A 24,962-nucleotide genomic window follows, 5' to 3' on the forward strand; every position below is an offset into this window, starting at 1 on the left:
CCCCCGGCCGTGGGGGCGCCGGGCGCGTCAGGATCCTCCGGTGTGCACCTGGAAGGCGGCTCTGCGTACGGCCTTGGCCAGGGCCGGGTCGGGGTGTGCGGCGGCCAGCGCGACCAGGACCTGGACGGTACGGGGATGGCCCAGCGCCCTGACCTCGGCGAGCAGTGCGGGCACATTGCCCTGGACGGCGGATTCGAGGTGCCGGACCAGCAGATCGCTCTCGCCGTGGTCGGCGACGGCCGCCGCCGTGTCGACCCACAGCCAGGTCGACTCCTCCCGGGTCAGCACCTCGGAGGCGTCCTCGGGGTCGGCGCCCTCGTACTCCGCCAGCCAGAGCAGCGCGTAGGGCCGCAGGGAGGTGTCGTGGGCCGCGGCGCGCACGTCGGCCTCCGCGGGGGCGCCGACCACGCGCAGCGCCTCGAAGGCGAGCCCGCGCAGGAGGGCGTCCTCGCCCCGGGCGACGGTGAGGAGTTCGGTGACGGCGCTGCCGACGGTACGGGCGGCGAGCCAGGCCCGGTACTCGGCGCGGGCCGGGCCCGGGGTGAGCCGGGCGCAGCCGCGCAGCATGTGCTCCGCGGACTGCTCGATGTTGCCCGCGGGGCTCTGGGCGGCGACGCAGATCTGTTCGAGCTTGACCCAGACCGCCCAGTTGCCGAGCGGGGTGAGGGTGGCCTGGCCCTCGCCCCGGGTGAGGGCGCCGACGGCGGCCAGGCCGTCCAGGGCCCAGTCCAGGAGCGGGGGCAGCAGGGCCTCGTCCACCGGGTCGGGGGCCTGCGGCTCGGTGGTGGTGGGGGCAGGGGCGGGCTGCGGGCCGTAGGGGACCTCGCAGCGCCCCTCGTGAAGCTCCGCGACGCGCTGCTGGAGCAGGTCGAGCAGGGTCGGTACGAGCACGGGCCCGGCCGAGAGCTGGAGGAGGGAGAGCACCTGGGGAACGGCCTCGATGACCTCGGCGACCGTCGCGGGGGCGATGTCGGCGGGGCCGGGGTGGACGAGCGACCAGGCGTCGAAGAGGGCGACCCAGCCGCGCTGGACGGCGCTGTCGTCGCGGTCCCAGGCCTGGAGGCGCCAGCCGGGGCGCACGGTGCCGTCGTGGAGTTCGACGAGGCCGGCCAGCCTGGCCCGGTCCCATGCCGCGCTCACCTGCTCCGGGGTCAGCTCCAGCGCCGTCGCGGCCCGTTCGCGCGCCCCCTCGGTGAGCGCCCCCTCGGTGAGCGGGCCCGCGCCGGGGTCCCGGTCGACCGCGGCCCAGCGGGCCAGCCGTACCGCGTCGGCGAGGACGGCCCTCGCCTGCCGGGCCAGCTCCGCCGGGGGCGGAGTGCCCTGGGGCGGCCTCGGGGCGGGCCGGCCGCGCCCCTCGGCCACGGCCCGTCGGGCCGTGGTCAGCGGCCGCGCGCGGACGAGTCGGAGTGTGGAGTTGCGCGCCAATTGCTCATCAGGCTTTCGGGACGTCACGAGGGCAGTCTTCCCGGTGACTGCCCGAAAGCCCAAACGGAACCCCTTTCGGCGGTACCGGAACGGCGGAAGTGGCCCCTCGTGCGCAGCGGTCCCACCGGTGCGCGGGGGGCTCCGGATGTCTGTTCGGGGAGGTGGGGAGGGTGGCCGCACGGGGCCGGCCAGCGGTCGGCGCGGTCCGCGCGGGGGCGCGAAGGCGGCGCAAGGAGTCCAAGCGGAGGCGCGCCGGGCGGCGCGCCCGCCGCGTACCGGCCGGGCACGGGTGGAGGCGCGGGCGGGCGCTCCATGGCGGGCGCTACATGAGCGGGGTGAGGAAGCGTCGGAGGGTTTCCTCGTACCCGTCGGGGTCCGCGTTCCACATGGCCGCGTGCGGGGCGTGCGGGACGGTGTGGAGGGTGATCAGTCCCGGCCGGTGGGCGGCGAGTTCGCGTGAGGGGTTCCAGGACGCGATGGTGTCGTCGGGGCCGTGGAAGATCAGCGTCGGTACGTGGAGATTGCGCGGGTCGGCGGCTTCCAGCAGCCGGTCGCCGTGCAGCCCCGTCCGGCCCTGGGCGGCCCGCACCGCGAGCGGCAGCAGGGGTCCGGGGATCCGGCGGGCGGTGGCCAGTGCCCGCAGGGTGGCCTCCCAGTCCAGTACCGGCGAGTCGAGCACGAGTCCGGCGATGCGCTCGCTGAGGGCGGAGTTCGCTGCGGCGTGCAGGGCCATCGAGGCGCCGGTGGACCAGCCGTGCAGGACCACGCGCTCGGCGCCCAGGCGGAGGGCGTGGCGGATCGCCGCGTCGAGGTCGCGCCACTCGGAGTCGCCGAGGTGGCCGAGGCCGTCCGGGGAGCGGGGCGCGCCGGGGTCGCCCCGGTAGGCGAGGTCGAGGACGGGCAGGCGCTGGGCCGCGAGGAACTCCATGACGTTCAGGGGGTGCTCGCGGGTGGTGCCGAGGCCGTGCACGGTGATCACCCAGGTGTCGCGCGGCGCCGGCACGAACCACGCGGGCAGGGAGCCGAGTTCGCCCGGGACCCACACGTCCTGGTGGGCGAGGCCCAGGGCGGTGCCGGGGTCGCCGCTGTGCACCTGCGGGGTGAGCCGTACGCGGCTTCCCGGCACGAGGCTGCCGCGGGTGACCCGTTCCAGTCGGCGCACCACGGTGTCGGCCGGGTGCGGGACGCCGTCCAGGACAGGGCCGACGACGGCGTGCACGCCCGCCCCCTCGATCCCGTACGTTCCGGGGCGCAGGGAGGCGAGCGAACGGGTCAGGGTGACCTGTCCGGCGGCGATGGCGTGCACGGTGATCTTCGGGTCGCTGGGCAGGGGCCGCCCCGGCGGTGCCTTGAGCGCGGCATCGCTGGCGTACCGGCCGGCCGCGACCGCAGCCGCGCCGACCCCGAGCACTGTGGTGACGGCCGCTGCCGTCGCTGTAGCCGGGCGCACGCTCCCAGTGTCACCACCCGCGCCGGACCCGGCCAGCGGGCGGGGGCCGTCGGGGGCGGAAGGCGGACCCCGCCCGGCGCGGGCGCCACGGGTCCGGCGCCGCGGGTCCGGCGCCACGGCCTGCGGGCCCGCGCACCGGTGCCCGTCCCGGGGTCAGCTCCGCTGGCCGTAGCCCCGTAGCTTCTCCCCCACCTCCCGGACCTGCTCCTCCGACAGCAGCGAGGGCCGGTGTCCCGGCACCGCGCTCGCCGTGAGCCAGAGCTGGCACATCCATTCGAGCTGGGCGGTGCGGTCGTACGCCTGGGCGAGGGTGTCGCCGTACGCCACCGTGCCGTGGTTCCGCAGCAGGCAGGCCGTACGGTCCTCCAGGGCCTCGCACATCCCGCGGGCCAGCTCCTCCGAGCCGTACAGCGCGTACGGGGCGACGCGGACCGGGCCGCCGAGGGCCGCCGCCATGTAGTGGATCAAGGGGAGCTCGGGGACGAGGGTGGAGACCGCGGTGGCGTGCACGGCGTGGGTGTGGACCACGGCCGTCGCGGACGTGTCGCGGTAGACGGCCAGGTGTAGAGGGAGTTCGCTGGTGGGGGTGAGGGTGCCGAGCACCTGCCGTCCCGCGAGGTCGACCGCGATCGCGTCGCCGGGGGTGAGCCGGTCGTACGGCACTCCGCTCGGGGTGACGAGAATCAGCTCGCCGACCCGCACCGAGACATTGCCGGAGGTGCCGACGACGAGCCCCTCCGCCGCCGTTCTCCGGGCGGTGTCGACCAGCTCCGTCCAGGCCCGCTCCAGGGCGCCCCGCTCGACCGCCGACTCACCCTGTCCGCCGGTCAGTTCACCTTGCTCGCCGGTCCGCTCATCCGTCATACGCCGATCCTGCCAGGCGTCGCGGACATCTCCACGGAGTGGGTCACTCCGTAGACCCGCCCAGTTCATCTTCCGTTCACTCTGACTCCCTACGTTCACCGAGGCCACCGACGTCGAACGATTGCCTGGGTCCTGGGTCAATGGAACACATCACGCTGCTGCTCGCGATCGTGATCGTGACAGCTCTCGTGTTCGATTTCACGAACGGTTTCCACGACACCGCCAACGCGATGGCGACGACCATCTCGACCGGCGCTCTGAAGCCCAAGGTCGCGGTGGGTATGTCCGCGGTCCTGAATCTCGTCGGCGCGTTCCTGTCCGTGGAGGTCGCCAAGACGATCTCCGGCGGGCTCATCAACGAACAGGGCATCAGAACTGAAGTGATCTTCGCGGCGCTCGTCGGCGCCATCCTGTGGAATCTCTTCACCTGGCTGCTCGGACTCCCGTCCAGCTCCTCCCACGCGCTCTTCGGCGGCCTGATCGGCGCCACCCTGATGTCCGTGGGCGCCTCCGGCGTCAACGGCGGTGTGGTCGTCACCAAGGTCCTGATCCCCGCGCTCGCCGCCCCCGTGGTCGCCGGGCTCGCCGCCCTGCTGGCGACGAAGCTGACGTACCGGATCGGCCGCGACACGGACGACAAGGCCACCGCCAAGGGCTACCGGGCCGGGCAGATCGCCTCCGCCGGGCTCGTCTCGCTGGCCCACGGCACCAACGACGCGCAGAAGACCATGGGCGTCATCACGCTCGCCCTGGTCACCGGCGGCGTCCTCGCCCCCGGCTCCAACCCGCCCCTGTGGGTCATCGTCTCCGCCGGGATCGCCATCGCGCTCGGCACGTACCTCGGCGGCTGGCGCATCATCCGCACCATGGGCACCGGCCTCACCGACCTCCAGCCGCAGCAGGGCTTCGCCGCCCAGACCAGCGCAGCGACGGTCATCCTGGCCTCCTCGCACCTGGGCTTCTCGCTCTCCACCACGCAGTCCTGCTCCGGTGCCGTGATGGGCGCCGGGCTCGGCCGCAAGGGCGGAGTGGTGCGCTGGTCCACCGCCACCCGGATGTTCGTCGCCTGGGGGCTGACGCTGCCGGCCGCCGGTCTGGTCGCCGCGGGCGCCGAGTTCCTGACCGGCCAGGGCACCTGGGGCATCGCCGTCGTCGCGGTCCTGCTGGTCGCGGGCTCCGCCGGGATCTGGCTCGCCTCGCGCCGCCGTCCGGTCGACCACACCAACGTCACCGCCGGGACCGGCGCCGACACGGACACCGACCTCGCCGCCGAGCCGGCCGGAGTGGTGACCACCGCCATCGCGGCCGTCACCCCGCCTCCCCCGGCGGGCGCCCCCGGCCAGGACCTCTCGACCACCATCCCGGCCCCCGCGGCCACCACCCCGGGCCAGACCGGCGAGCCGGCCCGCCCCGCCACGGTGTAAGGAAGCGACCGTATGAACATCGACTGGGCAGCACTCGGCTCCGTCTTCGGCGTCAGCCTCGTGGCGACCGTCGCCCTCGTGGGCCTCTTCACCCTCGGCATCGTGGGCCTCGCCAAGCGGGGTTCCACGGCCCCCCAGGGCCCGGCCGGCACCTCGGCCGCCGCCTCCACCCCCGCCACCGGCTCCGCACCCCTCGCGGCCCGCGCCGGCGCCTACCTGTGCTTCGCGCTCTGCGTCGGGGCCGTCGCGTACGGGATCAGTCTCATCGTGGCCTGAGCCCACGAGCGGCCCTCAGAGGAGCCCCGCATCGGCCGACCGGTCCGATGTGGGGCTCCGCACACTGTCCCGTCGCAGGTCAAGGATGAGTTGACGGGTGTTGCACGGCGTGGTGGACTTCCGAGGCCATTGACGACGGCAGTAGAGGAAGCCGGTGCGAATCCGGCGCGGTCCCGCCACTGTCACTGTGAGTCTCGCCTCCAGGAGCCAGGAACTCTCGCCGTCGCACTACGTACGTCGAACCGGGGCGCGGACCCTGAGTGAGGACACTTCGCCATGCCTGGCTGCGGTTCCGCCGCGCGCGGCGGTTCAGCCGCCCCTGCCGCCGAGCGGGTCTTCGCGTACGGCGCCACCCTCGGCCTGCTGGGCGACCGGCTGTTCGGCGATCCGCGCCGGGGACATCCGGTGGCCGCCTTCGGGCGGGCCGCCGGGGCCGTCGAGCGCGCGCTGTGGCACGACCACCGCGGCTGGGGCGCGCTGCACACCGCGCTCTGCGCCGGAGGCGCCGCCGGGGCCGCGGCCCTGGCCGCCACCGCGGTACGCCGCGGCCCCGCCGCCTCCGTGGCGCTGACCGCCGCCGCCACCTGGTCCGTGGTCGGGGGCACCTCGCTGGGCCGCGAGGCGCGGGCCGTCGGCGCGGCGCTGGCCGCCGGGGACCTCGAAGGCGCCCGGCGGCGCCTGCCGCATCTGTGCGGGCGCGACCCGTACTCCCTGGACGAGGCGCAGATAGCGCGCGCCGTCGTGGAGTCCGTCGCCGAGAACACCTCCGACGCCGTCGTGGGCGCCCTGGTGTGGGGCGCGGTCGCCGGGGCGCCGGGGCTCGTCGGGTTCCGCGCCGTGAACACGCTGGACGCGATGGTGGGCCACAAGAGCGAGCGTTACCGCCGGTTCGGCTGGGCGTCGGCCCGCCTCGACGATGTCGTGGGGTGGCCGGGGGCCCGGCTGACCGCCGCGCTGGCCGTCGCCGCCGGGGCGGACAGGCGCGGCGCGCTGCGGGCCGTACGGCAGGACGCGCACCGCCATCCGAGCCCCAACGCGGGCCCGGTGGAGGCGTCGTTCGCCGGGGCCCTGGGCGTACGCCTCGGCGGGACGCTCACGTACGGCGGGCGGGTGGAGCACCGGCCCGTCCTGAACGGCAGGGGGCGCCCGGTCGGGGTCCCGGACATCGAGCGCGCCGTGCGGCTGGCCCGCCGGGTCAACGTGCTCGCTCTCGCGGCCTGTGTCACGGGCCGCCTCGTGTACGGCGCGGTGCGCGCGGCCGGGACCACCAGGAGGCGTGGATGAGCCGGAACAGCGGCGGCACCGGGCTCGGCGGAGGGCTGCTGATCGCCGGCACGACCTCCGACGCGGGCAAGAGCGTCGTCACGGCGGGGATCTGCCGCTGGCTGGTGCGCCGGGGCGTGAAGGTGGCGCCGTTCAAGGGCCAGAACATGTCGCTGAACTCGTTCGTGACACGCGAGGGCGCCGAGATCGGGCGCGCCCAGGCGATGCAGGCGCAGGCCGCGCGCGTGGAGCCGACCGCGCTGATGAACCCCGTCCTGCTGAAGCCGGGCAGCGACCGCAGCAGCCAGGTGGTGCTGATGGGCAAGCCCGTCGGGGAGCTGAGCGCCCGGGGCTACCACGGGGGACGGCAGGAGGCACTGCTCGGGCCCGTGCTGGCGTGCCTGGAGGAGCTGCGGTCCACGTACGACGCCGTGATCTGCGAGGGCGCGGGCAGCCCGGCCGAGATCAATCTCCGTCGTACCGACATCGTGAACATGGGGATCGCGCGGGCCGCGCGGCTCCCGGTGGTCGTGGTCGGGGACATCGACCGGGGCGGGGTCTTCGCGTCCTTCTTCGGGACGACCGCGCTGCTGAGCCCCGAGGACCAGGCGCTGGTCGCCGGGTATCTCGTCAACAAGTTCCGGGGAGATGTCTCGCTGCTGGAGCCGGGGCTCGACATGCTCCGGGGGCTGACCGGGCGGGCGACGCTCGGGGTGCTGCCCTTCCGGCACGGTCTGGGCATCGACGAGGAGGACGGTCTGCGGGTCTCGCTGCGCGGCGCCGTGCGCGAGTCGGTGGTGGCTCCCCCGTACGGCGCGGACGTGCTGCGGATCGCGGTCTGCGCCGTACCGCTGATGTCGAACTTCACCGATGTGGACGCGCTGGCGGCCGAGCCCGGGGTCGTGGTGCGGTTCGTGGACCGTCCCGAGGAGCTGGCCGACGCCGACCTGGTGATCGTGCCGGGCACGCGCGGCACGGTGCGGGCGCTGGCGTGGCTGCGGGAGCGCGGGCTGGCCGACGCGCTGGCCCTGCGGGCCGCCGAGGGCCGCCCCGTGCTGGGGATCTGCGGCGGCTACCAGATCCTCGGCGAGCGGATCGACGACGAGGTGGAGTCCCGGGCGGGTGAGGTGGCCGGGCTCGGACTGCTGCCCGTACGCGTCAGGTTCGAGCGGGAGAAGACCCTCGCGCGGCCGGTCGGGGTGGCCCTCGGCGAGCGGGTCGAGGGGTACGAGATCCATCACGGTGTCGCGGACGTGCGCGGCGGGGACGCTTTTGTCACGGACTCGGAAGGGCGGGCGCTGGACGGCTGCCGGGCCGGGTCCGTCCAGGGCACGCACTGGCACGGGGCGCTGGAGAGCGACGCGTTCCGGCGGCGGTTCCTGACGGAGGTGGCGCGGACGGCCGGCCGGCGGTTCGTGCCAGCGCCGGACACGAGCTTCGGCGCGCTGCGCGAGGAGCAGCTCGATCTGCTCGCTGACCTCGTCGAGGAGCACGCGGACACGGCCGCGCTGCTGCGCCTGATCGAGGAGGGCGCCCCGGCCGGGCTGCCGTTCATCCCTCCGGGGGCCCCGTGAGCACCGTAGGACTGAGCACCGTGGGACGCCGTCCGGTCATCGATGAGTCATTCGAAGGAGCGATCAGCCTATGAGCACCCCTTTTCCGTTCACCGCCGTGGTGGGGATGGACGATCTGCGGCTCGGCCTGCTGCTGAACGCGGTCAGTCCGGCGGTCGGCGGCGTTCTCGTACGGGGTGAGAAGGGCACGGCGAAGTCGACGGCCGTACGGGCGCTGGCCGCCCTGCTGCCCGAGGTGCCGGTGGTGACGGGGTGCCGGTTCAGTTGCGACCCGGCCGCGCCGGATCCGCGCTGCCCGGACGGTCCGCACGATCCGGACGGTCCGCACGGGAGCGTCCCCGGCGAGGCGCGGGCCGCGCGGATGGTCGAGCTGCCCGTGGGCGCGTCCGAGGACCGGCTCGTGGGGGCGCTGGACATCGAACGGGCGCTCTCGGAGGGCGTGAAGGCGTTCGAGCCCGGACTGCTCGCGGACGCGCACCGCGGGGTGCTGTACGTGGACGAGGTCAACCTGCTCCACGACCACCTCGTGGACCTGCTGCTGGACGCGGCGGCCATGGGCGCCTCGTACGTCGAGCGCGAGGGCGTCTCCGTACGGCACGCCGCGCGCTTCCTGCTCGTCGGGACGATGAACCCGGAGGAGGGCGAGCTGCGGCCCCAGTTGCTGGACCGCTTCGGGCTGACCGTGGAGGTCGCGGCGTCCCGCGAGCCCGACCTGCGGGTGGAGGTGGTACGGCGGCGGCTCGCGTACGACGACGACCCGGCCGGGTTCGCGGCGCGCTGGGCCGGCGAGGAGACCGCGCTGCGGGAGCGGATCGTCGCGGCGCGCGCGCTGCTGCCGGGCGTGCGCCTCGGGGACACGGCGCTGCGTCAGATAGCCGCGACCTGCGCCGCCTTCGAGGTGGACGGGATGCGCGCGGACATCGTGATGGCGCGGACGGCGACGGCGCTGGCGGCGTGGGCGGGGCGTACGGACGTCACCGCCGACGACGTACGGCAGGCGGCGCTGCTGGCGCTGCCGCACCGCAGGCGCCGTAACCCCTTCGACGCGCCGGGGCTCGACGAGGAGAAGCTCGACGACACGCTGGAGGAGTTCCAGGGCGACGAGGACGGCGAGGACCCGGATCCCGACGGCCCCGACGGGCCCGGAGGCGGGGGCGGGCAGCCGCCGCGCGGCGGCCCCGAGGCCCCCGACACGCCCGCGCAGGACGGTCCGGCGCAGGACGACACGCCCGGCCCTCAGGAGACGGACGCCCAGCCAGAAACACAGCCCGAGGGCGGGCAGCCGCGCGCCGGGGCCGGTGAGCAGGCCCCCGTACGGTCCGCCGAGCCGTTCCGCACGAAGGTGCTGAGCGTGCCGGGGCTGGGCGAGGGCGCGGCAGGGCGCCGCTCCCGGGCCCGTACCGAGCGCGGCAGGACGACCGGGTCGCGGCGGCCCCGGGGCGCGCTGACCAAGCTGCATCTCGCGGCGACCGTGCAGGCGGCGGCGCCGCACCAGCGGGCGCGCGGGCGCAGCGGTCCCGGTCTCGTGGTGCGCAGGGACGATCTGCGGCAGGCGACCAAGGAGGGGCGCGAGGGCAATCTCGTGCTGTTCGTGGTCGACGCGTCCGGTTCGATGGCGGCGAGGCGGCGGATGAGCGCCGTGAAGGGCGCGGTGCTGTCCCTGCTGCTCGACGCGTACCAGCGGCGCGACAAGGTCGGTCTGGTCACCTTCCGGGGGAAGGACGCGGAGCTGGCGCTGCCGCCGACGTCCTCGGTGGACGCGGCGGCGGCCCGGCTGGAGTCGCTGCCGACGGGCGGGCGCACCCCGCTGGCGGCCGGGCTGCTGAAGGCGCACGACGTGCTGCGGGTGGAGCGGATGCGGGACCCCGCGCGCCGTCCGCTGCTGCTGGTGGTGACGGACGGGCGGGCGACGGGCGGCCCGGACCCGGTGGCGCTGGCGGCGCGCGCGGCGCGGCTGCACGCGGCGGACGGGACGGCGTCGGTGGTCGTGGACTGCGAGGCGGGTCCGGTACGGCTCGGGCTGGCCGCCTCGCTCGCCGGCGAGCTGGCGGGGACGGCGATCACCCTGGACGAGCTGCGGGCCGACAGCATCGCCGGACTGGTCAGGGACGTACAGCAGAGGAGTGACGGACACCGCGAGGGTTACGTCACCGGGGACCCCAGGAGGGCCGCTTAATGCCGCAGGGACAGCCGGAGAACGTACCGGACGACGGTCTCACCACCCGCCAGCGCCGCAACCGTCCGCTGGTGCTCGTCCACACGGGCACCGGCAAGGGCAAGTCGACGGCGGCGTTCGGACTGGCGCTGCGCGCGTGGACGCAGGGGTGGCCGATCGGGGTCTTCCAGTTCGTGAAGTCCGCGAAGTGGAAGGTCGGCGAGGAGCAGGCGCTCAAGGTGCTCGGGGCGAGCGGCGAGGGCGGCTCCGTCTCCTGGCACAAGATGGGCGAGGGCTGGTCCTGGGTGCAGCGGGACGCGCAGTTCTCCAACGAGGAGGCGGCGCGGGAGGGCTGGGAGCAGGTCAAGCGCGATCTGGCGGCCGAGACGCACAAGCTGTACGTGCTGGACGAGTTCGCGTATCCGCTGCACTGGGGGTGGGTGTCGACCGACGAGGTGATCGAGGTGCTGCGGAACCGGCCCGGCACCCAGCATGTGGTGATCACCGGCCGCAACGCGCCGCAGGAGCTGATGGACTTCGCGGACCTGGTCACGGAGATGACGAAGGTCAAGCACCCGATGGACGCGGGGCAGAAGGGGCAGAGGGGCATCGAGTGGTGAACGTCCCGCGTCTGGTCATCGCCGCGCCGTCCTCCGGAAGCGGGAAGACGACGGTCGCGACGGGCCTGATGGCGGCGTTCTCGGAGCGCGGCCTCGCCGTCTCCCCGCACAAGGTCGGCCCGGACTACATCGATCCCGGGTACCACACCCTGGCTGTTTCTTCGGGGTTCTCGGGCTCCTCGGGTGGCGTCACGCGCCCCGGCCGGAACCTCGACGCGTACATGTGCGGCCCGGGGCTGATCGGGCCGCTCTTCGCGTACGGCGCGGCGGGGTGCGACCTGGCGGTCGTCGAGGGCGTGATGGGGCTGTACGACGGCGCCTCCGACCAGGGCGAACTGGCCTCCACCGCCCAGGTGTCGAAGCTGCTGCGGGCGCCGGTGGTGCTGGTCGTGGACGCCTCGTCGCAGTCGCGTTCCGTGGCGGCGCTGGTGCACGGCTTCGCGTCCTGGGACCCGGAGGTGCGGATCGGCGGGGTGATCCTCAACAAGGTCGCCACGGACCGGCACGAGCGGCTGCTGCGGGACGCGCTGGACGGCTCCGGGGTGCCGGTCATGGGGGTGCTGCGGCGTACGGACCAGGTCGGTACGCCGTCGCGCCACCTCGGTCTGGTGCCGGTGGCCGAGCGGCGTACGGACGCGCTCGACGCGATGGCGGAGCTGGCCGGGCGGGTCAGGGCCGGGTGCGACCTGGAGGCGCTGCTGGCGCTGGCGCGCAGCGCGCCCGAGCTGGCCACGGAGGCGTGGGAGCCGGGTGTGGCGCCGGTCGTGGACCCGGAGCGCGGGCGGCCGGTGATCGCGATGGCCGGCGGGCCGGCGTTCACGTTCTCGTACGCCGAGCACACCGAGTTGCTGACGGCGGCCGGCGCCGATGTCGTCCCCTTCGACCCGCTGCGGGACGAGGCGCTGCCCCCGGGCACCCGGGGGCTGGTGATCGGGGGCGGCTTCCCCGAGGTGTACGCGCCGGAGCTGTCCGCCAACGAGCCGCTGCGCAAGGCCGTGGCGGAGCTGGCGTACACGGGCGCGCCGGTGGCCGCCGAGTGCGCCGGGCTGCTCTATCTGGCGCGCTCCCTGGACGGGAAGCCGATGTGCGGGGTGCTGCCGGCCGACGCCCGGATGTCGGGGCGGCTGACGCTGGGCTACCGGGAGGCGGTGGCGATCGGCGACAGCGCGCTGGCGGTGGCGGGGACCCGGGTACGGGGCCACGAGTTCCACCGGACGGTGCTGGAGCCGGGGGCCGGGGCGGAGCCCGCGTGGGGTCTGGTGCATCCGGAGCGCCGGGTGGAGGGGTTCGTCAGGGGCGGCGTGCACGCGAGCTATCTGCACACGCACTGGGCGGCGACGCCGGAGATGGCGCGGCGGTTCGTGGCACAGGCGGTGGGCAGGGACGGGCGGTGAACGCCTTTACGGCGTGGGGGTCAGCCGGCGACCCCCACGACCAGCCAGATGAAGCCGACGCCCAGGACGGTGCACAGGAGCGTGGAGCGGGCCGGGTGGTCGTGGTGCGCCTCGGGCAGGATCTCGGCGGCGGCGAGATAGAGCAGCGCGCCGCCGAAGAACCCGAGGTAGCTGCCGAGCAACTCCTCGGGGAGCGTGAAGAACAGCGTGGACGCGGCGCCGACGACCGGTGCGAGGGCGTCCGCGACCAGCATGGCGATGGCCCGGCGGCGGTCGTTCCCGTACAGGCTGGTGATCGTGTACGTGTTGAAGCCGTCGGCGAAGTCATGGGCGATGACGGCGAGGGCGACGGCGGTGCCCATGCCGCCGCCGATCTGGAAGGCCGCGCCGAGGGCGATGCCGTCCATCAGGCTGTGGCCCACCATGGCCGCGGCGGCGGTCAGCCCCACCTGGGGGACGCGCCCGTCCCTGCCGGGGCCGTGGCCGTGGGTGTGACCGGGCCCGGCGGGGCCGTGCGGGTCGCCGCCGTGGGCGGCCTGACGGACGGCGAGGAGCCGTTCGACCAGATGGGCGACGAGGAATCCGCCGACGAAGAGCAGCAGCGCCCGCGGCACCCCCAGGAACTCCTCACCGGCGGCGTGCAGCGCCTCGGGCAGCAGGTCGAGGCCGACCACGCCGAGCATCAGCCCACCGGCGAGTCCCAGCACGAGATGACGCCGGTCGGTGACGCGCTGCGCCGTCCAGCCGCCGAACAGCGTCATGAGGAACGCGCCGAGCGCGACGAAGACCGCCATGGGCCCTTGCATAGCCGATCGGACGGGGTCGGCGCACATCAGGATCCGGGGGCGGCGCTCGTGGTGGGGGTCGGCGCGCGCGACGGCGCGTCGGTGGGCGAGGTGCTCGGGCTGATCGAGGAGACGCTGCGGGAGGCGGGACTGGCCCCGTCCCGCGTCGTGGAACTGGCGACGGTCGAGACGAAGGCGGGGGCGGCGGGGATCACCGGGGCGGCGGCGCGGCTCGGTGTGCGTGTACGGGGCTATCCGGCCGCGCTGCTGGCCGGGATCGCCGTACCGCATCCGTCGGCGGCGGCGCTCGCCGCCGTGGGGACGGCGTCCGTCGCGGAGGCCGCGGCGCTCGCGGGCGGCGGGGGTCTGCTCGTACCGAAACGGAAATCCCGTCCGATTTCCGGGCCGGTTTCCGGTCCGGGGCGGGTCACCTGTGCGGTGGCGTACAGGGGCCAGTCGGAGTGGAACCGGCCCGGGCGGAAATGATGTCGGTGTCGCCCGTACCCTCACCTTCCCCGGCCCTTCGGCCCTCCGGCCCTCCGGCCGTCCGGGACCGTCCCTCCATCGAGAGCAGAGTGAACCGTGAGCATGGCACCCCACCAGCGGGGATCGTCTCCCCTGCCGCCGGCGGTCCGGTCCTGCGGGCCCGCCGCCATATCCGATGATCATCACAGTGGTGGCCGCCATGTCTACGCGCGCTGACAGCTACGACCTGCGCCATCACGGCGACGCGGAGGTCCGGGACGGCGCCGCGTGCCTGGTCGACCTCGCGGTCAATGTCCGTACGGGCACGCCCCCGGCCTGGCTGCGCGCGCGGATCGCCGATTCGCTGACCGGGCTCGCCGCCTATCCAGACGGGCGCGCGGCGCGTGCGGCGGTCGCGGCACGGCACGGGCTGCCGGTGGAGCGGGTGCTGCTGACGGCGGGGGCGGCGGAGGCGTTCGTCCTGCTCGCACGGGCGCTGCCGGCCCGCAGACCCGTCGTCGTGCACCCGCAGTTCACGGAGCCGGAGGCGGCGCTGCGGGACGCGGGCCACGAGGTGGGCCGGGTGCTGCTGCGGGCGGGCGACGGCTTCCGGCTCGACCCGGCGGAGGTGCCCGAGGACGCCGATCTGGTGGTGATCGGCAACCCGACCAACCCGACGTCCGTGCTGCACCCGGCCGACACGATCGCGAAGCTGGCCAGACCGGGCCGGACGCTGGTGGTGGACGAGGCGTTCATGGACGCGGTACCGGGCGAGCCGGAGGCGCTGGCGGGGCGTACGGACGTACCGGGCCTGGTGGTGCTGCGCAGCCTCACCAAGACCTGGGGGCTGGCGGGGCTGCGCATCGGGTACGTACTGGCGGAGCCGGGGACGGTGGCCGCGCTGGAACGCGTCCAGCCGCTGTGGCCGGTCTCCACACCCGCGCTGGCGGCGGCGCAGGCGTGCATGGAGCCCGCGGCGCTCGCGGAGGCGGAGCGGGCGGCGCGCGCGATGGCGGTGGAGCGCGCGCATCTGCTGGCGGGGCTGGCGGAGTTCGAGGAGGTACGGGCGGTGGAGGCCGCGGAGGGCCCGTTCGTCCTGATCGCCATGGACCGCGCGGACGCGGTACGGGCCCGGCTGCGCACCCTGGGCTTCGCGGCCAGACGCGGCGACACCTTCCCGGGCCTGGGCCCCCGCTGGCTCCGCCTGGCGGTCCGGGACCGCACCACGACGAACCGTTTCCTCCAGGCGCTGGACCAGGCGCTCACGGCGGTCGGGGGCTGAGGAGTCCGCCGGTGCGCGCCGGACGCGAGGCCGTGGCCTCCCGCCCGGCGCGCACCGGCAGGACGGATCAACGCCTGGCGCGCACCCTCCTCGTCAGGGCCAGGGCGCCCGCGCCCGCGGCGAGGAGCGCCGCCGCGCCGCCGGCCAGATACGGCGTGGCGGAGTCGCCGCCCGTCTCCGCCAGGTTGGCCTGCTCGGGTTCGGCGGCGCTCTGCGGGTTCGGCCCGGCCTGCTCCGGCTTCGCCGGTTCCCGCACCGTGGACGTCTCGGAAGGCTCCGGCACCGCGGCTGCGGGCGCCTTCGGGGACTCACAGGTCGCCTCGGCGAGCGTGAGCGTGCCCTCGACCTCGGCGACGTTCAGCTTCAACGGGTTCACCGAGACCGTGAGGCCGAGCGCCGTCGCGGCGGCCGTACGGGAGGTGGTACGGGTCTTCGACAGGTCGAGGGTCACCTCGCCCACGCCCGGCACCTCGACCCGCGTCGGGCCGCCCGCCGAGAGCGTGACCTTCTTGCCGAGCACGGTCACCTGCCCCAGCAGGTTCGAGTCGGCGACCGGCCTCTTGCCGGCCTCGCAGACCGCGCTGGAGGTGACCTCCTCGATCTCGACGAGCGAGAGCAGCGGAAGCCCGGGGACATGGACCTTCGCGTGGGCGAGCCGGGTGTAGCCCTTGGACCGGCGCGCGTCGGCCGTCGCCTTCGCCGTGGCGACATCGGCGCGCAGCACGCTGAAGGGCCTGCCCCGGTCGACCCCGTCCAGCTCGACGGAGAGCGCCGTCCTCTCCGCGCTCGCCGGGGCCTGGACCTCGTTGAGCGAGGCCCTCAGCGGCACGTTGACGGTCTTGTTGAGCAGGGACACATCGAGACCGGCCCGCAGCACGACCGCACTCGCCCGCCCGTCGCCCGTACCCGCGTCCTCGCCCGGCCCGTCGGTGGCGCCCGCCGGCGCGGCGAGGAACACGGGGCCCGCCGTCAGCGCGGCGGCGGCCACGACGGCGGCGGCGCGGTGGCGGCGTGCGGGCATGCGGAAGGTGTTGCTGTTCAAGAGAGTGGAACCCCCACAAGAGATCTGGCGTCGCCCGTCCTGCCTGCTCGGGGACACGAGACTGCGGCAGCGGCGACCGGGACACCGGAATCCTTACGTACGGAGAGTGAACTGGTGAGCACCTGAAGTCAGTTCACCCTAAAGTGGGGTTTTCGGGGCCACATTCGATTCTTACGGCACGCGCGTTCCTCAGCGGGCACGTGTGTTCCCGGCCGGGGTCGTGCGCCGGTGGACCGGCGGCCGAGGGCAAAGGAGAAGCTGGCGGTCGTCACCAAGGAACTCGCGCATGAGCAAGCCGTCAGCGCCGCGTTGCGACGGATCGTTGCCGAGCTCGACCTGGAGGGGAAGGCGGATCATCACGATTCCTTGAGGTCAGGCGACGGCGGGCGGGCCCGATGCGGGCCGTCCCGCCGTCGCAGGAGCCCTCGTTCGGGCCCGGGGTGTTACCAGTTCTGGCGGGTGGGGGAGATGACGAGGTCGTTGACGGTGACGTCGGCGGGCTGGTCGAGTGCGTAGACGACGGCGTCGGCGATGGCCTCGGGACTGATGGCGATGGTGTTGAGCTCTTGGGCGGCCTTGCGTCCGGTGGGGTCGGTGACCTTGTCGGCCCAGCCGGTGTCGATGACGCCGGGGCTGATCGTGGACGCCTTGATGCCCTCGCGGACGCCGAGTTCCTTGCGCATGGACTCGGTCATGGCCTGCACGAAGAACTTCGTCGCGCTGTAGACACCGGCGCCGTCGCCGACCTGGTGGCCGGCCACCGAGTCCATGTTCAGGATGTGGCCCGACTTCTGGCGGAGCATTACGGGGAGGACGGCATGGACACCGTTGAGGTAGCCGCGGATGTTCACGTCGAGCATCCGGTTCCAGTCGTCGAGCGCGAGATCCTTCCAGTACGAGAAGAGCATCAGTCCGGCGTTGTTGACGAGGACGTCGATACGTCCGTAGGTGTCGACGGTGAAGTCGGCCAGTGCCCGCATGTCTGCGGCGTCGGCGACGTCGGTGAGCCGGGCGGCCACCGTGCCGCCGGCCTTCCCTATGTCGGCGACCAACTGGTCGAGGTCTTCCTGGCCGCGGGCCGCGGCGACAATCTTGGCGCCGCGTGCGGCGAGGGCCTTGGCGCTCACGGCGCCGATGCCGGAGGAGGCGCCGGTGACGACGACGACCTTGTCCTGCAGGTGGTTCATGGGGATCTCCCAGTGCGGCGGTTCAGTGCGCATTCCCTGGTGGGGCAGCGCGGCGGAGGCTGTAAGGGGTGGGGGGTCAGTGCTTGCGGCGCTTGACGGCGTAGGCGTACTGGTCCGGCCAGGTCGGCTCGGCGTCGAGTGCGAGCGCGGCGTGCTGGGCCCAGTAGGGGTTGCGGAGCAGTTCGCGGCCGAGGAAGACGGCGTCGGCCTGCCCGCCGGTGAGGATCTCCTCCGCCTGCCGCGGTTCGGTGATGATGCCGACGGCCGCGGTGGGGATGCCGGTGGCCTGGCGGGCCTGGGTGGCGAAGGGGACCTGGTAGCCGGGCCCGGCGACGATCTTGGCGTCGCGGACCATACCGCCGGTGGACACGTCGAGCAGGTCGACGCCGCGAGCGTGAAGTTCCTTGGCCAGGCGCACGGTGTCGTCCCCGGTCCAGCCCTCGCGGGTGTCCTCGGGGTTCTCGGTCAGCCAGTCGGTGGCCGAAGTGCGGAAGAACACCGGCAGGTCCTCGGGCCACACCGTACGGACCGCGTCGACGACCTCCAGCGCGAAGCGGATCCGGTTCTCGAAGCTACCGCCGTAGGCGTCGGTGCGGTGGTTGGAGGCCGGGGAGAGGAAGGAGTTGATCAGGTAGCCGTGGGCTCCGTGCACCTCGACCACCTGGAACCCGGCGGCCAGCGCGCGCCGCGCGGAGTCCGCGAAGTCGCGTACCAGCTGCTGGATCTCGTCCACGGTCAGCTCGTGCGGGACAGCAAGGCCGTCGTAGGCGATCGCGCTGGGGGCGACGGGCTGCCAGCCGCCCTCGGACTCGCTCAGGTAGCGGTCGGACAGCCAGGGCTTGTCCACCGACGCCTTGCGGCCGGCGTGCGCGAGCTGGACGGCCGGGACGGCACCGTGGGCCTTGATGGCCTCAGTGATGCGGGTGAACGCCTTCTGCTGGCGGTCGTTCCACAGGCCCAGGTCCCAGGGGCTGATGCGCCCGTCGGGGCGTACGCCGGTGGCCTCGGCCATGACCAGACCGGCGCCGCCGGCGGCGCGGGAGGCCAGATGCGTGAGGTGGAAGTCGGTCGGCGCCCCGGTGTCCGGGCCCTCGGGGGCGGCGGAGTACATGCACATCGGGGACATCCAGACCCGGTTGGGTATCTGAAGGGATCGCAGGGTCAGGGGGGTGAACAGGGAACTCATGCGGGGGTGCTTCTTTCGTGGTCGGTGAGCGATGCCATCGGACGGGGCGGCTGCCGTCCGGTGTCAGGCGATGATCGTGTGGAGGCCCGCGAGGGCGGGGGCGTAGGCCGCTTCGAGGACCGTGGCGGCCTCCTGGGCTGTGGTGCCGTCGGCCGGATCGAAGGTGGCGTGCCAACTGAGGAAGGCGCCGCCGGTGTCGGAGACGGGCTGGACGTGCAGCGTCGAGCGGTAGCCGCGGACCGGCAGCGGTGCCTCGACGATCTCGTAACTCAGCTTCCGGTCGACCTCGTCCAGCGCCACGAGGCGTTCCCGGTAGATGCTGCCGTCCACCCCGGTGAGAAGGCGGACCGCACCGGGGGTGAGCCCGTTGCCGCCCCCGATGATCTCGCTCGCCCGGATGGCCGGGTGCCAGTCGGGCAGGCCGTTGAACCGCCGGACGACGGCCCATGTCTCGTCTGCGGAGCTGGTGAAGACTGAGCTCCAGTACGCCTGTGCCATCAGGCGGGCAGACGGGTGTCGATGACGAAGTTGGTCTCGATGAGCTGGCCGGGGAAGAACAGGTGGGCCACGCCGATGGTGCTGCTGGTGGGGCGGTGATCGCCGAAGTAGGCCAGGTTGGCGGCCGCCATCGCGTTGTTGTACTTCGGCAGGTCCACGATGTACTGGGTCTCGGAGACGACCTGGTTGCGGGTGGCGCCGTAGTGGGCGAGGACCTTCTCGAAGTTGGCGAAGACCTGCGCGGTCTGGGCCTCGAAGTCGTCCGGGTGGAGGAAGTTGCCCACTTCGTCGTGGGAGAGCTGGCCCGAGACATGGATCGTGTGCTCGACCTTGATGGCCTGGGCGAAACCGAACTCGCGCTCGCCCGGGACGCCGTGGCTGTAGGAGTCGATCGCAGTCATGGTGGTTGTCCTTCTCCGGTGGGGGATGCAGGGGTGGGTGGGGCGCGGGCTCAGGCGGCCAGGCGGGCGACCGCGTCCGCGACGGGGGTGTCGCCGGAGGTCAGCTCGACGATCACGCGGCTGAGGGCGGGCTCGTGCAGGGCGGCGTCGATGAACGCGGCGACATCGTCGCGGTGCACGTCGCCGTACTCGACAGCGGACCCGGCGGTGACCCGGCCGCCGCCGGGAGTGTCCAGCAGGGTTCCGGGACGGACGATCAGCCAGTCGAGATCCGTGCGCGTCAGGTACACGTCGGCACTCTTCTTGACCTTGATGTAGTGCTCGAAGCCCGCACCTCCCTCGCCGCCGCGCAGCGCGTCGGGGAAAACCGAGACCAGGACGAACCGTGTCACCCCGGCGAGCGCGGCCGCGTCGGCGGCCTTCTGAAGGCCCTTGCCGTCGATGAGGGTCGTCTTGTCCATGCCGGTGCCGTGCGCGCCGGCCGAGAAGACCACCGCGTCGTGGCCCTGCATCTTCCGCGCGAGGTCGTTGACCGCGTCGGTGATGAGATCGCCGATCACCGGTGTCCCGCCGGCCTCTCGCACGGTCTCGCCCTGAGCGGGCCCGCGATGCATGCCGGTCGCCGAGTCCCCACGAGCGGTGAGGAGTTGGGTGAGGCGGCGGCCGACTCCACCGGCAGCGCCGATCTGGAACACCTTCATGAGTTCGTCCCGTCTTTCGTGGGTGGAAAAGGGGTGTGGTGTCCGCCGGTCAGGCGGCGAACACCTGGGAGTCGTCGGCGAACGCTTTGAACTCCAGGGCGTTGCCGGCCGGGTCGAGGAGGAACATCGTGTGCTGCTCGCCCTGCTGACCCTCGAAGCGGACGTAGGGCTCGATGACGCACTCGGTGCCCGCCGCACGCAGCCGGTCGGCGAGGCCCTGGAAATCGGGGATCGAAAGGATCACCCCGAAGTGCGGCACCGGGACGTCGTGACCGTCGACCGGGTGTGTATGCGCTGCGCGCGCTCCGGTGCGAGATCCGTGACGCATTGGTGGCCGTGCAGATTCCAGTCCACCCACGTGTCCGCGCCGCGGCCCTGCTCCAGGCCCAGCACGTCGCCGTAGAGCGACGCGCGGCGGCCAGGTCGTCGACCGGCACGGCCAGGTGGAACCGGGGGATCGGGGAGTCGAGAACAGTCACGGCACCGCCTTTCCGAGAGTGGATTCAAAGAGGATCACCCCATTGTCCTAATGTTAACAATGAGACAACCCGTTGATGTTAACATTAGGACGTAGCCCAGGAGGTGCAAGTCGGACATGAGTGATCAGGGCAAGGTGTCCCCGGCCCGCCGCCGTGGCCTGTCGGACGAGGTCGCAGACCGGATCCGGGAGGCCATCTTCAGCGGGATCTACGCCCCCGGCGCCCAGCTTCGCGAGGTGGAACTGTCCGCCACGATGGATGTCAGCCGCGGCCCGGTACGTGAAGCACTGCGGGTACTGGAGCGCGAGGGGCTGGTCCACTGCGCGTGGCACCGCGGGACGACAGTGACGACAGTGACTCCTGAGGATGTCGCTGAGCTCGACAGCCTGCGTGGCGCACTGGAAGACCTGGCCGTCCGCCAAGTGATCACGCGGGCCTCGGACGAGGACCTCGCGTCCCTCGCCAAGGCGGCCGAGGTCATGCAGCACGTAACGGACGCCCACGAGATGGTGCGACTGGACATCGCCTTCCACGACGCCGTCTTCGCCGCCGCCGGCCACCAGCGCCTCGCCGACGCCTGGGACGGCATCCGGTGCCAGGTCCACCTGTTCCTGCTGACCCGGATCAACCTCAGCACCGACGGGTACCTCGGCTGCATCCCGCGCGAGCACCACGGGCTCGTGACCGCGCTGCGCTCCCGCGACACCGAAACCGCGCTCGACCTCTTCGCCGCACACCGCCGCCACGCCGTCGACGTAGTGACCGGGAACGCCGCCGCGAACTGAGTGCTACGGACGGCCGCCCGCAGTCAGTCGGCCCGGAGTCGGCTTCTGAAGAGATTCCCCCTGGACCGGCGCAGCGCGGAGCCAGTCCAGGCCCTGCGGACCTGTTCCAGCGGCCGGGTTCGCCGAGCAGCCATGCGGTACGTTCACCGGCGCGGGCCCCTTTGCCTGCGGCACCACGACTCCCGCCAATGGATTCCCCGACAGCCCACTTGCCTCATGAACGCCGGGCAGGAACATGTCCTCGCCGCCGTGCCGGGGGGAAATCGGCGGCCAGGACGGCGACCATGCCGTCCCGGGCCACGGGCCACGATGACGGAGGCGTCACGCATCGCTCCCTGTTGGGACGTGTCAGTCATGGCCCGGGAGCGTAGCCGCCTGCTCGGGAGGAGTGGTGGTCATGCCGGAGCCTGCGTCGCGCAGAGCTGGAGGGCGTGCTCGATGGCCAGCTCCTGGCTGGCGGGGTCGCTGGTGACACTGACGTACCGGATGTTCTCCTCGCGTAGAAGATCATGGGTGTGGAGGTCGACCAGCGTGCGGTAGCGGGCGTCGTAGTCATGCTTGCGTTCCACGGGGAGGCTCGGGTCGAGGACAGTGGCCAGGAGAAGGTCGTAGGTGTGGCCGTGGGCGGAGGCGAGCCGGTGCGGCGCCTCGCGGTCCGCCTGCGGGGCGGGTTGCCGGCGCCACTCCTGGGCGGCTCGGAAGTAGGCGAGCGCGTCCCAGCACGCCCGGTCGGCGAGCACGACCTGTACGGGGCCGTCCTCCAGTCGGGCTGTGACGGCGATCTCGTCGGCGATGCCGGTGGCGATGACCCACGTGGCGGAGGCGACGGTGTTGTGCTGCATCTTGGGCAGCGGCACGAGGGCGGCGCGCCGGCCGAGCTTGCCGGTGCGGGCCACCGGAATGCCCTGGCTGCGCAGTTCCATCTCGATGCGGCGCATCAGCAGGGTCTTGCCGGTGGAATGGGCTCCCATCACACCGATACGGATGAGAGTAGGCGAGGTCACCACAGGGTGGGCTCCTGTTCTGGTTCAGGGGCTCCGGGCAGGCCGGGCGGTACGGCGGCGGCGACGAGTTGGTCCCAGCTCTCGTAGCGGTTGGCCATGGCGATGAGGAGTTGTGCGGTCGCGTAGGCGTCGAAGGTTGCGCGGTGACGTTGCGCGGGGGCTTCGCTCAGATCCGGCGCTGCGTGTTCGATCAGGACGTCGAGGCTGTACTTGGCGAGGTCGGGATAGGTGGCCCTGGCCAGCCGGAGAGTGTCGAGCACTCCGGCCGGCTGCCACTGGGGAAGGTGCGCGGAGAGCACCTTGTAGTCCACGTGCGCGTTGTGGGCGCAGATCCATGAGACGCCCAGGAACGTATGGACCTGGTTGGCGATCGCCTCCCAGCCCGGCGCCTTCTCCAGCCGCTCGTTGGTCAGACCGTGGACGCGTGCGGCAAACGGGGTGACGGGGCGGCGCGGCCTGGTCAGCCACGCCCCCGCTGTGCCCGTGTCCGGGCGCCCTTCCCGTACGGGGAGGGCAGCGACCTCGACCAGGTCGGGCGGGTTGGTGCCGTTGCCCTCGACATCGACAACGAGCACCAGGGGCCATGAGGAGAAGTTCATGTGCCGGTGTTTCCGTTCTCCGCCTTCCAGCCGATAGGGGCCCGGCCGTGCCGGCGGTGGTGATGGGGCTTGGCTTGGTCGTGGCACTGGAAGCCGAAGCCGTGCTGAAGGTAGTAGCGCGGCGGCTCATCCAGTCCCTCCACGACAATGGCACGGTCGTTGACCTCGATCGGACCGGTCGCGCCGAGACCTCGTGCCTCCCGGATGACGTTCGCCAGATCAGGCTTGAGCCACGCGGCCCGACACTTCGCGACCTGCTCCGGCGGACAGATGTCGCACAGTTCCCGGATGCCGTAGTGCCCGTTGTAGTCGGCCTCTTCCTGGGCGTAGGCCACGCCGCAGGAGGTCTTACGGAACAAGGCTCCCCAGGAGTCGTCCCGCTCGAAGGCGTCGAGTATCCGCTGCTCGGCGGTCTCGGGCATGATCTTGCGCCGGGCCGTCTCCTCGTACGGCATCGTCAGGCCGTGTGCCTCGTAGTACGCGGCGATCTCGTCACGGAAGAACAGGCCGGTGAACACAGTGGCGTGCGCATGCAGGGACAGTTCGCGTGCGCGTGCGATGTCGGAGTCGGAGTCGTTGAGGCCGGGCACGATGGGCCGCCAGTACAGGACAGTCCGGTACCGCTCGGCGTGCTCGTACAGGGTTCGCAGGCTCTCGGCGGCGATGTTGCTGTCCACCGGCTCGACAGCCGGATTCTGGATGTTCGAGTGCGTGACCAGGACGGTCAGGCACGCCATGTCGGGGTTGTCACTGACCGCCAACTCGGAGGCGGAGAAGACGGGGAGGTATCCGCGCTTGCTGTCGGTCTCCGTACGGAGCAGCTCCAGGACACGGTCGAACGGCGAGGCGGTGTCGCCGTCGGCAGGGTTGAAGAGGGTGTAACCGTAGGCGGACCCGCCCAGGGTGATCCCATCCGGTGAACTGGACCGCATCGACGGGGCATAGTGGCCGATCATCTCCAGGTCGCGGCGGCCGGCCAGGTACCAGAGCGCTTCGGCGAACTGGAAGACCGGGTTGGCCTTGCGTGTGGCCAGGTAAGGAAGCCTCTGACGGGGGTCGGGCAGTCGGAAGCCGACACCGATCACCTCGCGGGCGTCGTTTCCACGGGCGGCGATGTGGTGCTCGGCGTTGTTCGAAGCCAGTTGCAGCAAGGTGAGGTATGCGCCTTCAACGCTGCGACAGGTCGGGGCTGTAAGCATCATCTCTCCAGGTCAGCGGGCAGCCGTAGGACAGCTGATGAAACAGGGGCGTGCTCTGTGCTGGAACCGCCCGACGGTCCGGCTTGTGACTCCGGACAGCCGGGAGGCCACCGGCAGTTATTCGGCCAGCAGGGCCAGGGCAATAGCTGTCAGCAGTCCGGCCATGTCCGCGACCAGCCACCAGACTTCCCAGCCGCACATCAGCGGGTTGTGACGCTCAGGGGCCCGGCGAGGGCACCTACGGGGCTGATGGCCGGTCACTTCTCACCACGGGCGTCTGGAGGGCACCCGGCCTCGCAGATCCACAGCCGGAACGGCAGTCCCCGGTAGCGCACTTCGCCCAGGACACGGCCGGACATCCCCAAATGCCGAGCGCACCGGGCGCAGTCGATGGCCATCTGCTGCCGGGGCCTCAGCCGGGCCAGGTCCGGCAGGGGCGGGAGCACGGGCTCTCCGGTCACTGTCCGGACTCGACAAGGATCTCCGCCCAGACCTCTTTGCCCCATACGCGCCTGCCGCTTCCATGGAGGTCGTAGCCCCAGAGGTCGGCGATCGCGTCGATGAGGAGCAGGCCGCGGCCGGACTCGTCGTCGGCATAGGCAGGTTTGAGTACCGGCAGTCGCGAGGGCGCCCGGTCCACCACTCCGATGCGTACCCGTCTCGCGCTCGGCCGCCCGATCATCAGGCGGATCGTGGGGCACGGAGTGTGCCGGGTGGCGTTCGCGATCAGCTCCGAGATGATCAGCACCGCGCGGTCGGCGAGATCGTCGAGGTGCCATACGGCGAGCGCGTCACGGACGAGCCTGCGGCCGGCCTCGGCCGTCTCCGGCTCGCACGGAAACGTCTGGCTGTAGGCGGGGTGGCCGACGGGAGCGGCCTGAACCGGGTTACTGAGACTCGTCAT

At 72.8% G+C, this 24,962-nt stretch carries 25 protein-coding genes and 1 riboswitch; of the genes, 10 read left to right on the forward strand and 15 right to left on the reverse strand.

All coding sequences use genetic code 11. The annotated features are described in order from the left end of the window. Positions 1 to 27: 27 nt before the first annotated feature. The 3 genes from ACIBJC_RS30425 to ACIBJC_RS30435 all read right to left on the reverse strand — a co-directional run bounded on the left by ACIBJC_RS30425 (position 28) and on the right by ACIBJC_RS30435 (position 3,739). Entirely contained in the window at positions 28 to 1,452 is a 1,425-nt protein-coding gene (locus ACIBJC_RS30425) for a hypothetical protein (RefSeq protein ID WP_399297944.1), read from the reverse strand. Positions 1,453 to 1,747: 295 nt separating this feature from the next. Further along, positions 1,748 to 2,875: an alpha/beta hydrolase gene (locus tag ACIBJC_RS30430; protein ID WP_399297946.1), complete on the reverse strand. Its 1,128-nt coding sequence runs from the start codon at positions 2,873 to 2,875 to the stop codon at positions 1,748 to 1,750. Between the two features lie 153 nt (positions 2,876 to 3,028). Continuing rightward, complete coding sequence (locus tag ACIBJC_RS30435; protein ID WP_399297948.1) at positions 3,029 to 3,739, reverse strand: class II aldolase/adducin family protein; 711 nt, start codon at positions 3,737 to 3,739, stop codon at positions 3,029 to 3,031. Positions 3,740 to 3,879: 140 nt separating this feature from the next. Here ACIBJC_RS30435 and ACIBJC_RS30440 point away from each other — a divergent pair, with 140 nt between their 5' ends. The 7 genes from ACIBJC_RS30440 (at position 3,880) to ACIBJC_RS30470 (ending at position 12,445) form a co-directional block, all read left to right on the forward strand. After that, positions 3,880 to 5,163: an anion permease gene (locus ACIBJC_RS30440; protein WP_399297950.1), complete on the forward strand. Its 1,284-nt coding sequence runs from the start codon at positions 3,880 to 3,882 to the stop codon at positions 5,161 to 5,163. 12 nt (positions 5,164 to 5,175) lie between these two features. Beyond that, positions 5,176 to 5,439 (forward strand): hypothetical protein, encoded by a 264-nt coding sequence (locus ACIBJC_RS30445; protein ID WP_329826236.1) that lies wholly within the window; start codon positions 5,176 to 5,178, stop codon positions 5,437 to 5,439. A gap of 119 nt (positions 5,440 to 5,558) precedes the next feature. Next, positions 5,559 to 5,679, forward strand: a riboswitch (cobalamin riboswitch). Between the two features lie 36 nt (positions 5,680 to 5,715). Then, positions 5,716 to 6,723: a cobalamin biosynthesis protein gene (locus ACIBJC_RS30450; RefSeq protein ID WP_399297952.1), complete on the forward strand. Its 1,008-nt coding sequence runs from the start codon at positions 5,716 to 5,718 to the stop codon at positions 6,721 to 6,723. After that, positions 6,720 to 8,276 carry a cobyric acid synthase gene (locus ACIBJC_RS30455; protein WP_399297954.1) on the forward strand — a complete coding sequence of 519 codons (1,557 nt, stop codon included), beginning with the start codon at positions 6,720 to 6,722 and terminating at the stop codon, positions 8,274 to 8,276. The genes ACIBJC_RS30450 and ACIBJC_RS30455 overlap by 4 nt, the downstream gene beginning before the upstream one ends. Before the next feature lie 70 nt (positions 8,277 to 8,346). Next, positions 8,347 to 10,452 (forward strand): putative cobaltochelatase, encoded by a 2,106-nt coding sequence (locus tag ACIBJC_RS30460; RefSeq protein ID WP_399297956.1) that lies wholly within the window; start codon positions 8,347 to 8,349, stop codon positions 10,450 to 10,452. Beyond that, a complete protein-coding gene (cobO, locus tag ACIBJC_RS30465; RefSeq protein ID WP_329826232.1) occupies positions 10,452 to 11,051 on the forward strand; it encodes a cob(I)yrinic acid a,c-diamide adenosyltransferase in 600 nt (199 codons plus the stop codon). The genes ACIBJC_RS30460 and cobO overlap by 1 nt, the downstream gene beginning before the upstream one ends. Then, positions 11,045 to 12,445, forward strand: coding sequence for a cobyrinate a,c-diamide synthase (locus ACIBJC_RS30470; RefSeq protein WP_399297958.1), 1,401 nt, complete (start codon positions 11,045 to 11,047; stop codon positions 12,443 to 12,445). The genes cobO and ACIBJC_RS30470 overlap by 7 nt, the downstream gene beginning before the upstream one ends. Before the next feature lie 20 nt (positions 12,446 to 12,465). Here the strand turns inward: ACIBJC_RS30470 and ACIBJC_RS30475 are convergent, their stop codons facing one another. Continuing rightward, positions 12,466 to 13,239: a ZIP family metal transporter gene (locus tag ACIBJC_RS30475; RefSeq protein WP_399297960.1), complete on the reverse strand. Its 774-nt coding sequence runs from the start codon at positions 13,237 to 13,239 to the stop codon at positions 12,466 to 12,468. Between the two features lie 6 nt (positions 13,240 to 13,245). Here ACIBJC_RS30475 and ACIBJC_RS30480 point away from each other — a divergent pair, with 6 nt between their 5' ends. Both ACIBJC_RS30480 and cobC read left to right on the forward strand, forming a co-directional pair. Beyond that, a complete protein-coding gene (locus ACIBJC_RS30480; protein WP_399297962.1) occupies positions 13,246 to 13,716 on the forward strand; it encodes a cobalamin biosynthesis protein in 471 nt (156 codons plus the stop codon). 199 nt (positions 13,717 to 13,915) lie between these two features. After that, a complete protein-coding gene (cobC, locus tag ACIBJC_RS30485) occupies positions 13,916 to 14,977 on the forward strand; it encodes an Rv2231c family pyridoxal phosphate-dependent protein CobC (RefSeq protein WP_399297964.1) in 1,062 nt (353 codons plus the stop codon). A 67-nt stretch (positions 14,978 to 15,044) separates the two neighbouring features. Here cobC and ACIBJC_RS30490 read toward each other — a convergent pair whose 3' ends face one another. From ACIBJC_RS30490 to ACIBJC_RS30520, 7 genes are all read right to left on the reverse strand, one after another. Beyond that, positions 15,045 to 16,019, reverse strand: coding sequence for an SCO1860 family LAETG-anchored protein (locus ACIBJC_RS30490; protein WP_399297966.1), 975 nt, complete (start codon positions 16,017 to 16,019; stop codon positions 15,045 to 15,047). Between the two features lie 443 nt (positions 16,020 to 16,462). After that, positions 16,463 to 17,206 (reverse strand): SDR family oxidoreductase, encoded by a 744-nt coding sequence (locus ACIBJC_RS30495; RefSeq protein WP_399297968.1) that lies wholly within the window; start codon positions 17,204 to 17,206, stop codon positions 16,463 to 16,465. Between the two features lie 76 nt (positions 17,207 to 17,282). Next, a complete protein-coding gene (locus ACIBJC_RS30500) occupies positions 17,283 to 18,392 on the reverse strand; it encodes an NADH:flavin oxidoreductase/NADH oxidase (RefSeq protein ID WP_399297970.1) in 1,110 nt (369 codons plus the stop codon). A gap of 63 nt (positions 18,393 to 18,455) precedes the next feature. After that, a complete protein-coding gene (locus ACIBJC_RS30505; RefSeq protein ID WP_399297972.1) occupies positions 18,456 to 18,890 on the reverse strand; it encodes an SRPBCC family protein in 435 nt (144 codons plus the stop codon). After that, the gene (locus ACIBJC_RS30510; RefSeq protein ID WP_399297974.1) at positions 18,890 to 19,291 is read right to left on the reverse strand and encodes a RidA family protein; all 402 of its coding nucleotides are present in this window, start codon (positions 19,289 to 19,291) and stop codon (positions 18,890 to 18,892) included. The genes ACIBJC_RS30505 and ACIBJC_RS30510 overlap by 1 nt, the downstream gene beginning before the upstream one ends. Before the next feature lie 50 nt (positions 19,292 to 19,341). Continuing rightward, entirely contained in the window at positions 19,342 to 19,992 is a 651-nt protein-coding gene (locus ACIBJC_RS30515; RefSeq protein WP_399297976.1) for an NAD(P)H-binding protein, read from the reverse strand. 49 nt (positions 19,993 to 20,041) lie between these two features. Continuing rightward, entirely contained in the window at positions 20,042 to 20,251 is a 210-nt protein-coding gene (locus ACIBJC_RS30520) for a hypothetical protein (protein WP_399297978.1), read from the reverse strand. Between the two features lie 336 nt (positions 20,252 to 20,587). On the opposite strand from ACIBJC_RS30520, the gene ACIBJC_RS30525 reads away from it, so the two are divergent. Continuing rightward, on the forward strand, positions 20,588 to 21,256 hold the full coding sequence (locus ACIBJC_RS30525) for a GntR family transcriptional regulator (RefSeq protein WP_399297980.1): 669 nt from the start codon (positions 20,588 to 20,590) through the stop codon (positions 21,254 to 21,256). A gap of 395 nt (positions 21,257 to 21,651) precedes the next feature. Here ACIBJC_RS30525 and ACIBJC_RS30530 read toward each other — a convergent pair whose 3' ends face one another. The 4 genes from ACIBJC_RS30530 to ACIBJC_RS30545 form a co-directional block, all read right to left on the reverse strand. Next, on the reverse strand, positions 21,652 to 22,260 hold the full coding sequence (locus ACIBJC_RS30530; protein WP_399297982.1) for an AAA family ATPase: 609 nt from the start codon (positions 22,258 to 22,260) through the stop codon (positions 21,652 to 21,654). Then, positions 22,257 to 22,859 (reverse strand): exonuclease domain-containing protein, encoded by a 603-nt coding sequence (locus ACIBJC_RS30535; protein WP_399297984.1) that lies wholly within the window; start codon positions 22,857 to 22,859, stop codon positions 22,257 to 22,259. Before ACIBJC_RS30535 ends, ACIBJC_RS30530 begins: the two co-directional genes overlap by 4 nt. Further along, on the reverse strand, positions 22,856 to 24,010 hold the full coding sequence (locus ACIBJC_RS30540) for a hypothetical protein (protein WP_399297986.1): 1,155 nt from the start codon (positions 24,008 to 24,010) through the stop codon (positions 22,856 to 22,858). The genes ACIBJC_RS30535 and ACIBJC_RS30540 overlap by 4 nt, the downstream gene beginning before the upstream one ends. A gap of 505 nt (positions 24,011 to 24,515) precedes the next feature. Continuing rightward, positions 24,516 to 24,962: an ATP-binding protein gene (locus ACIBJC_RS30545; protein ID WP_399297988.1), complete on the reverse strand. Its 447-nt coding sequence runs from the start codon at positions 24,960 to 24,962 to the stop codon at positions 24,516 to 24,518.

Origin of the sequence: Streptomyces sp. NPDC050509, from assembly GCF_044457965.1 — a bacterium.
In the GTDB taxonomy this organism is placed as follows: domain Bacteria; phylum Actinomycetota; class Actinomycetes; order Streptomycetales; family Streptomycetaceae; genus Streptomyces.

Coding starts and splice junctions, on each gene's coding strand:
- ACIBJC_RS30435 (WP_399297948.1), bottom strand. CDS start 3,739: ATGACGGATGAGCGGACCGGCGAGCAAGGTGAACTGACCGGCGGACAG.
- ACIBJC_RS30440 (WP_399297950.1), top strand. CDS start 3,880: ATGGAACACATCACGCTGCTGCTCGCGATCGTGATCGTGACAGCTCTC.
- ACIBJC_RS30445 (WP_329826236.1), top strand. CDS start 5,176: ATGAACATCGACTGGGCAGCACTCGGCTCCGTCTTCGGCGTCAGCCTC.
- ACIBJC_RS30450 (WP_399297952.1), top strand. CDS start 5,716: ATGCCTGGCTGCGGTTCCGCCGCGCGCGGCGGTTCAGCCGCCCCTGCC.
- ACIBJC_RS30455 (WP_399297954.1), top strand. CDS start 6,720: ATGAGCCGGAACAGCGGCGGCACCGGGCTCGGCGGAGGGCTGCTGATC.
- ACIBJC_RS30460 (WP_399297956.1), top strand. CDS start 8,347: ATGAGCACCCCTTTTCCGTTCACCGCCGTGGTGGGGATGGACGATCTG.
- cobO (WP_329826232.1), top strand. CDS start 10,452: ATGCCGCAGGGACAGCCGGAGAACGTACCGGACGACGGTCTCACCACC.
- ACIBJC_RS30475 (WP_399297960.1), bottom strand. CDS start 13,239: ATGGCGGTCTTCGTCGCGCTCGGCGCGTTCCTCATGACGCTGTTCGGC.
- cobC (WP_399297964.1), top strand. CDS start 13,916: ATGTCTACGCGCGCTGACAGCTACGACCTGCGCCATCACGGCGACGCG.
- ACIBJC_RS30495 (WP_399297968.1), bottom strand. CDS start 17,206: ATGAACCACCTGCAGGACAAGGTCGTCGTCGTCACCGGCGCCTCCTCC.
- ACIBJC_RS30500 (WP_399297970.1), bottom strand. CDS start 18,392: ATGAGTTCCCTGTTCACCCCCCTGACCCTGCGATCCCTTCAGATACCC.
- ACIBJC_RS30505 (WP_399297972.1), bottom strand. CDS start 18,890: ATGGCACAGGCGTACTGGAGCTCAGTCTTCACCAGCTCCGCAGACGAG.
- ACIBJC_RS30510 (WP_399297974.1), bottom strand. CDS start 19,291: ATGACTGCGATCGACTCCTACAGCCACGGCGTCCCGGGCGAGCGCGAG.
- ACIBJC_RS30515 (WP_399297976.1), bottom strand. CDS start 19,992: ATGAAGGTGTTCCAGATCGGCGCTGCCGGTGGAGTCGGCCGCCGCCTC.
- ACIBJC_RS30525 (WP_399297980.1), top strand. CDS start 20,588: ATGAGTGATCAGGGCAAGGTGTCCCCGGCCCGCCGCCGTGGCCTGTCG.
- ACIBJC_RS30535 (WP_399297984.1), bottom strand. CDS start 22,859: ATGAACTTCTCCTCATGGCCCCTGGTGCTCGTTGTCGATGTCGAGGGC.
- ACIBJC_RS30545 (WP_399297988.1), bottom strand. CDS start 24,962: ATGACGAGTCTCAGTAACCCGGTTCAGGCCGCTCCCGTCGGCCACCCC.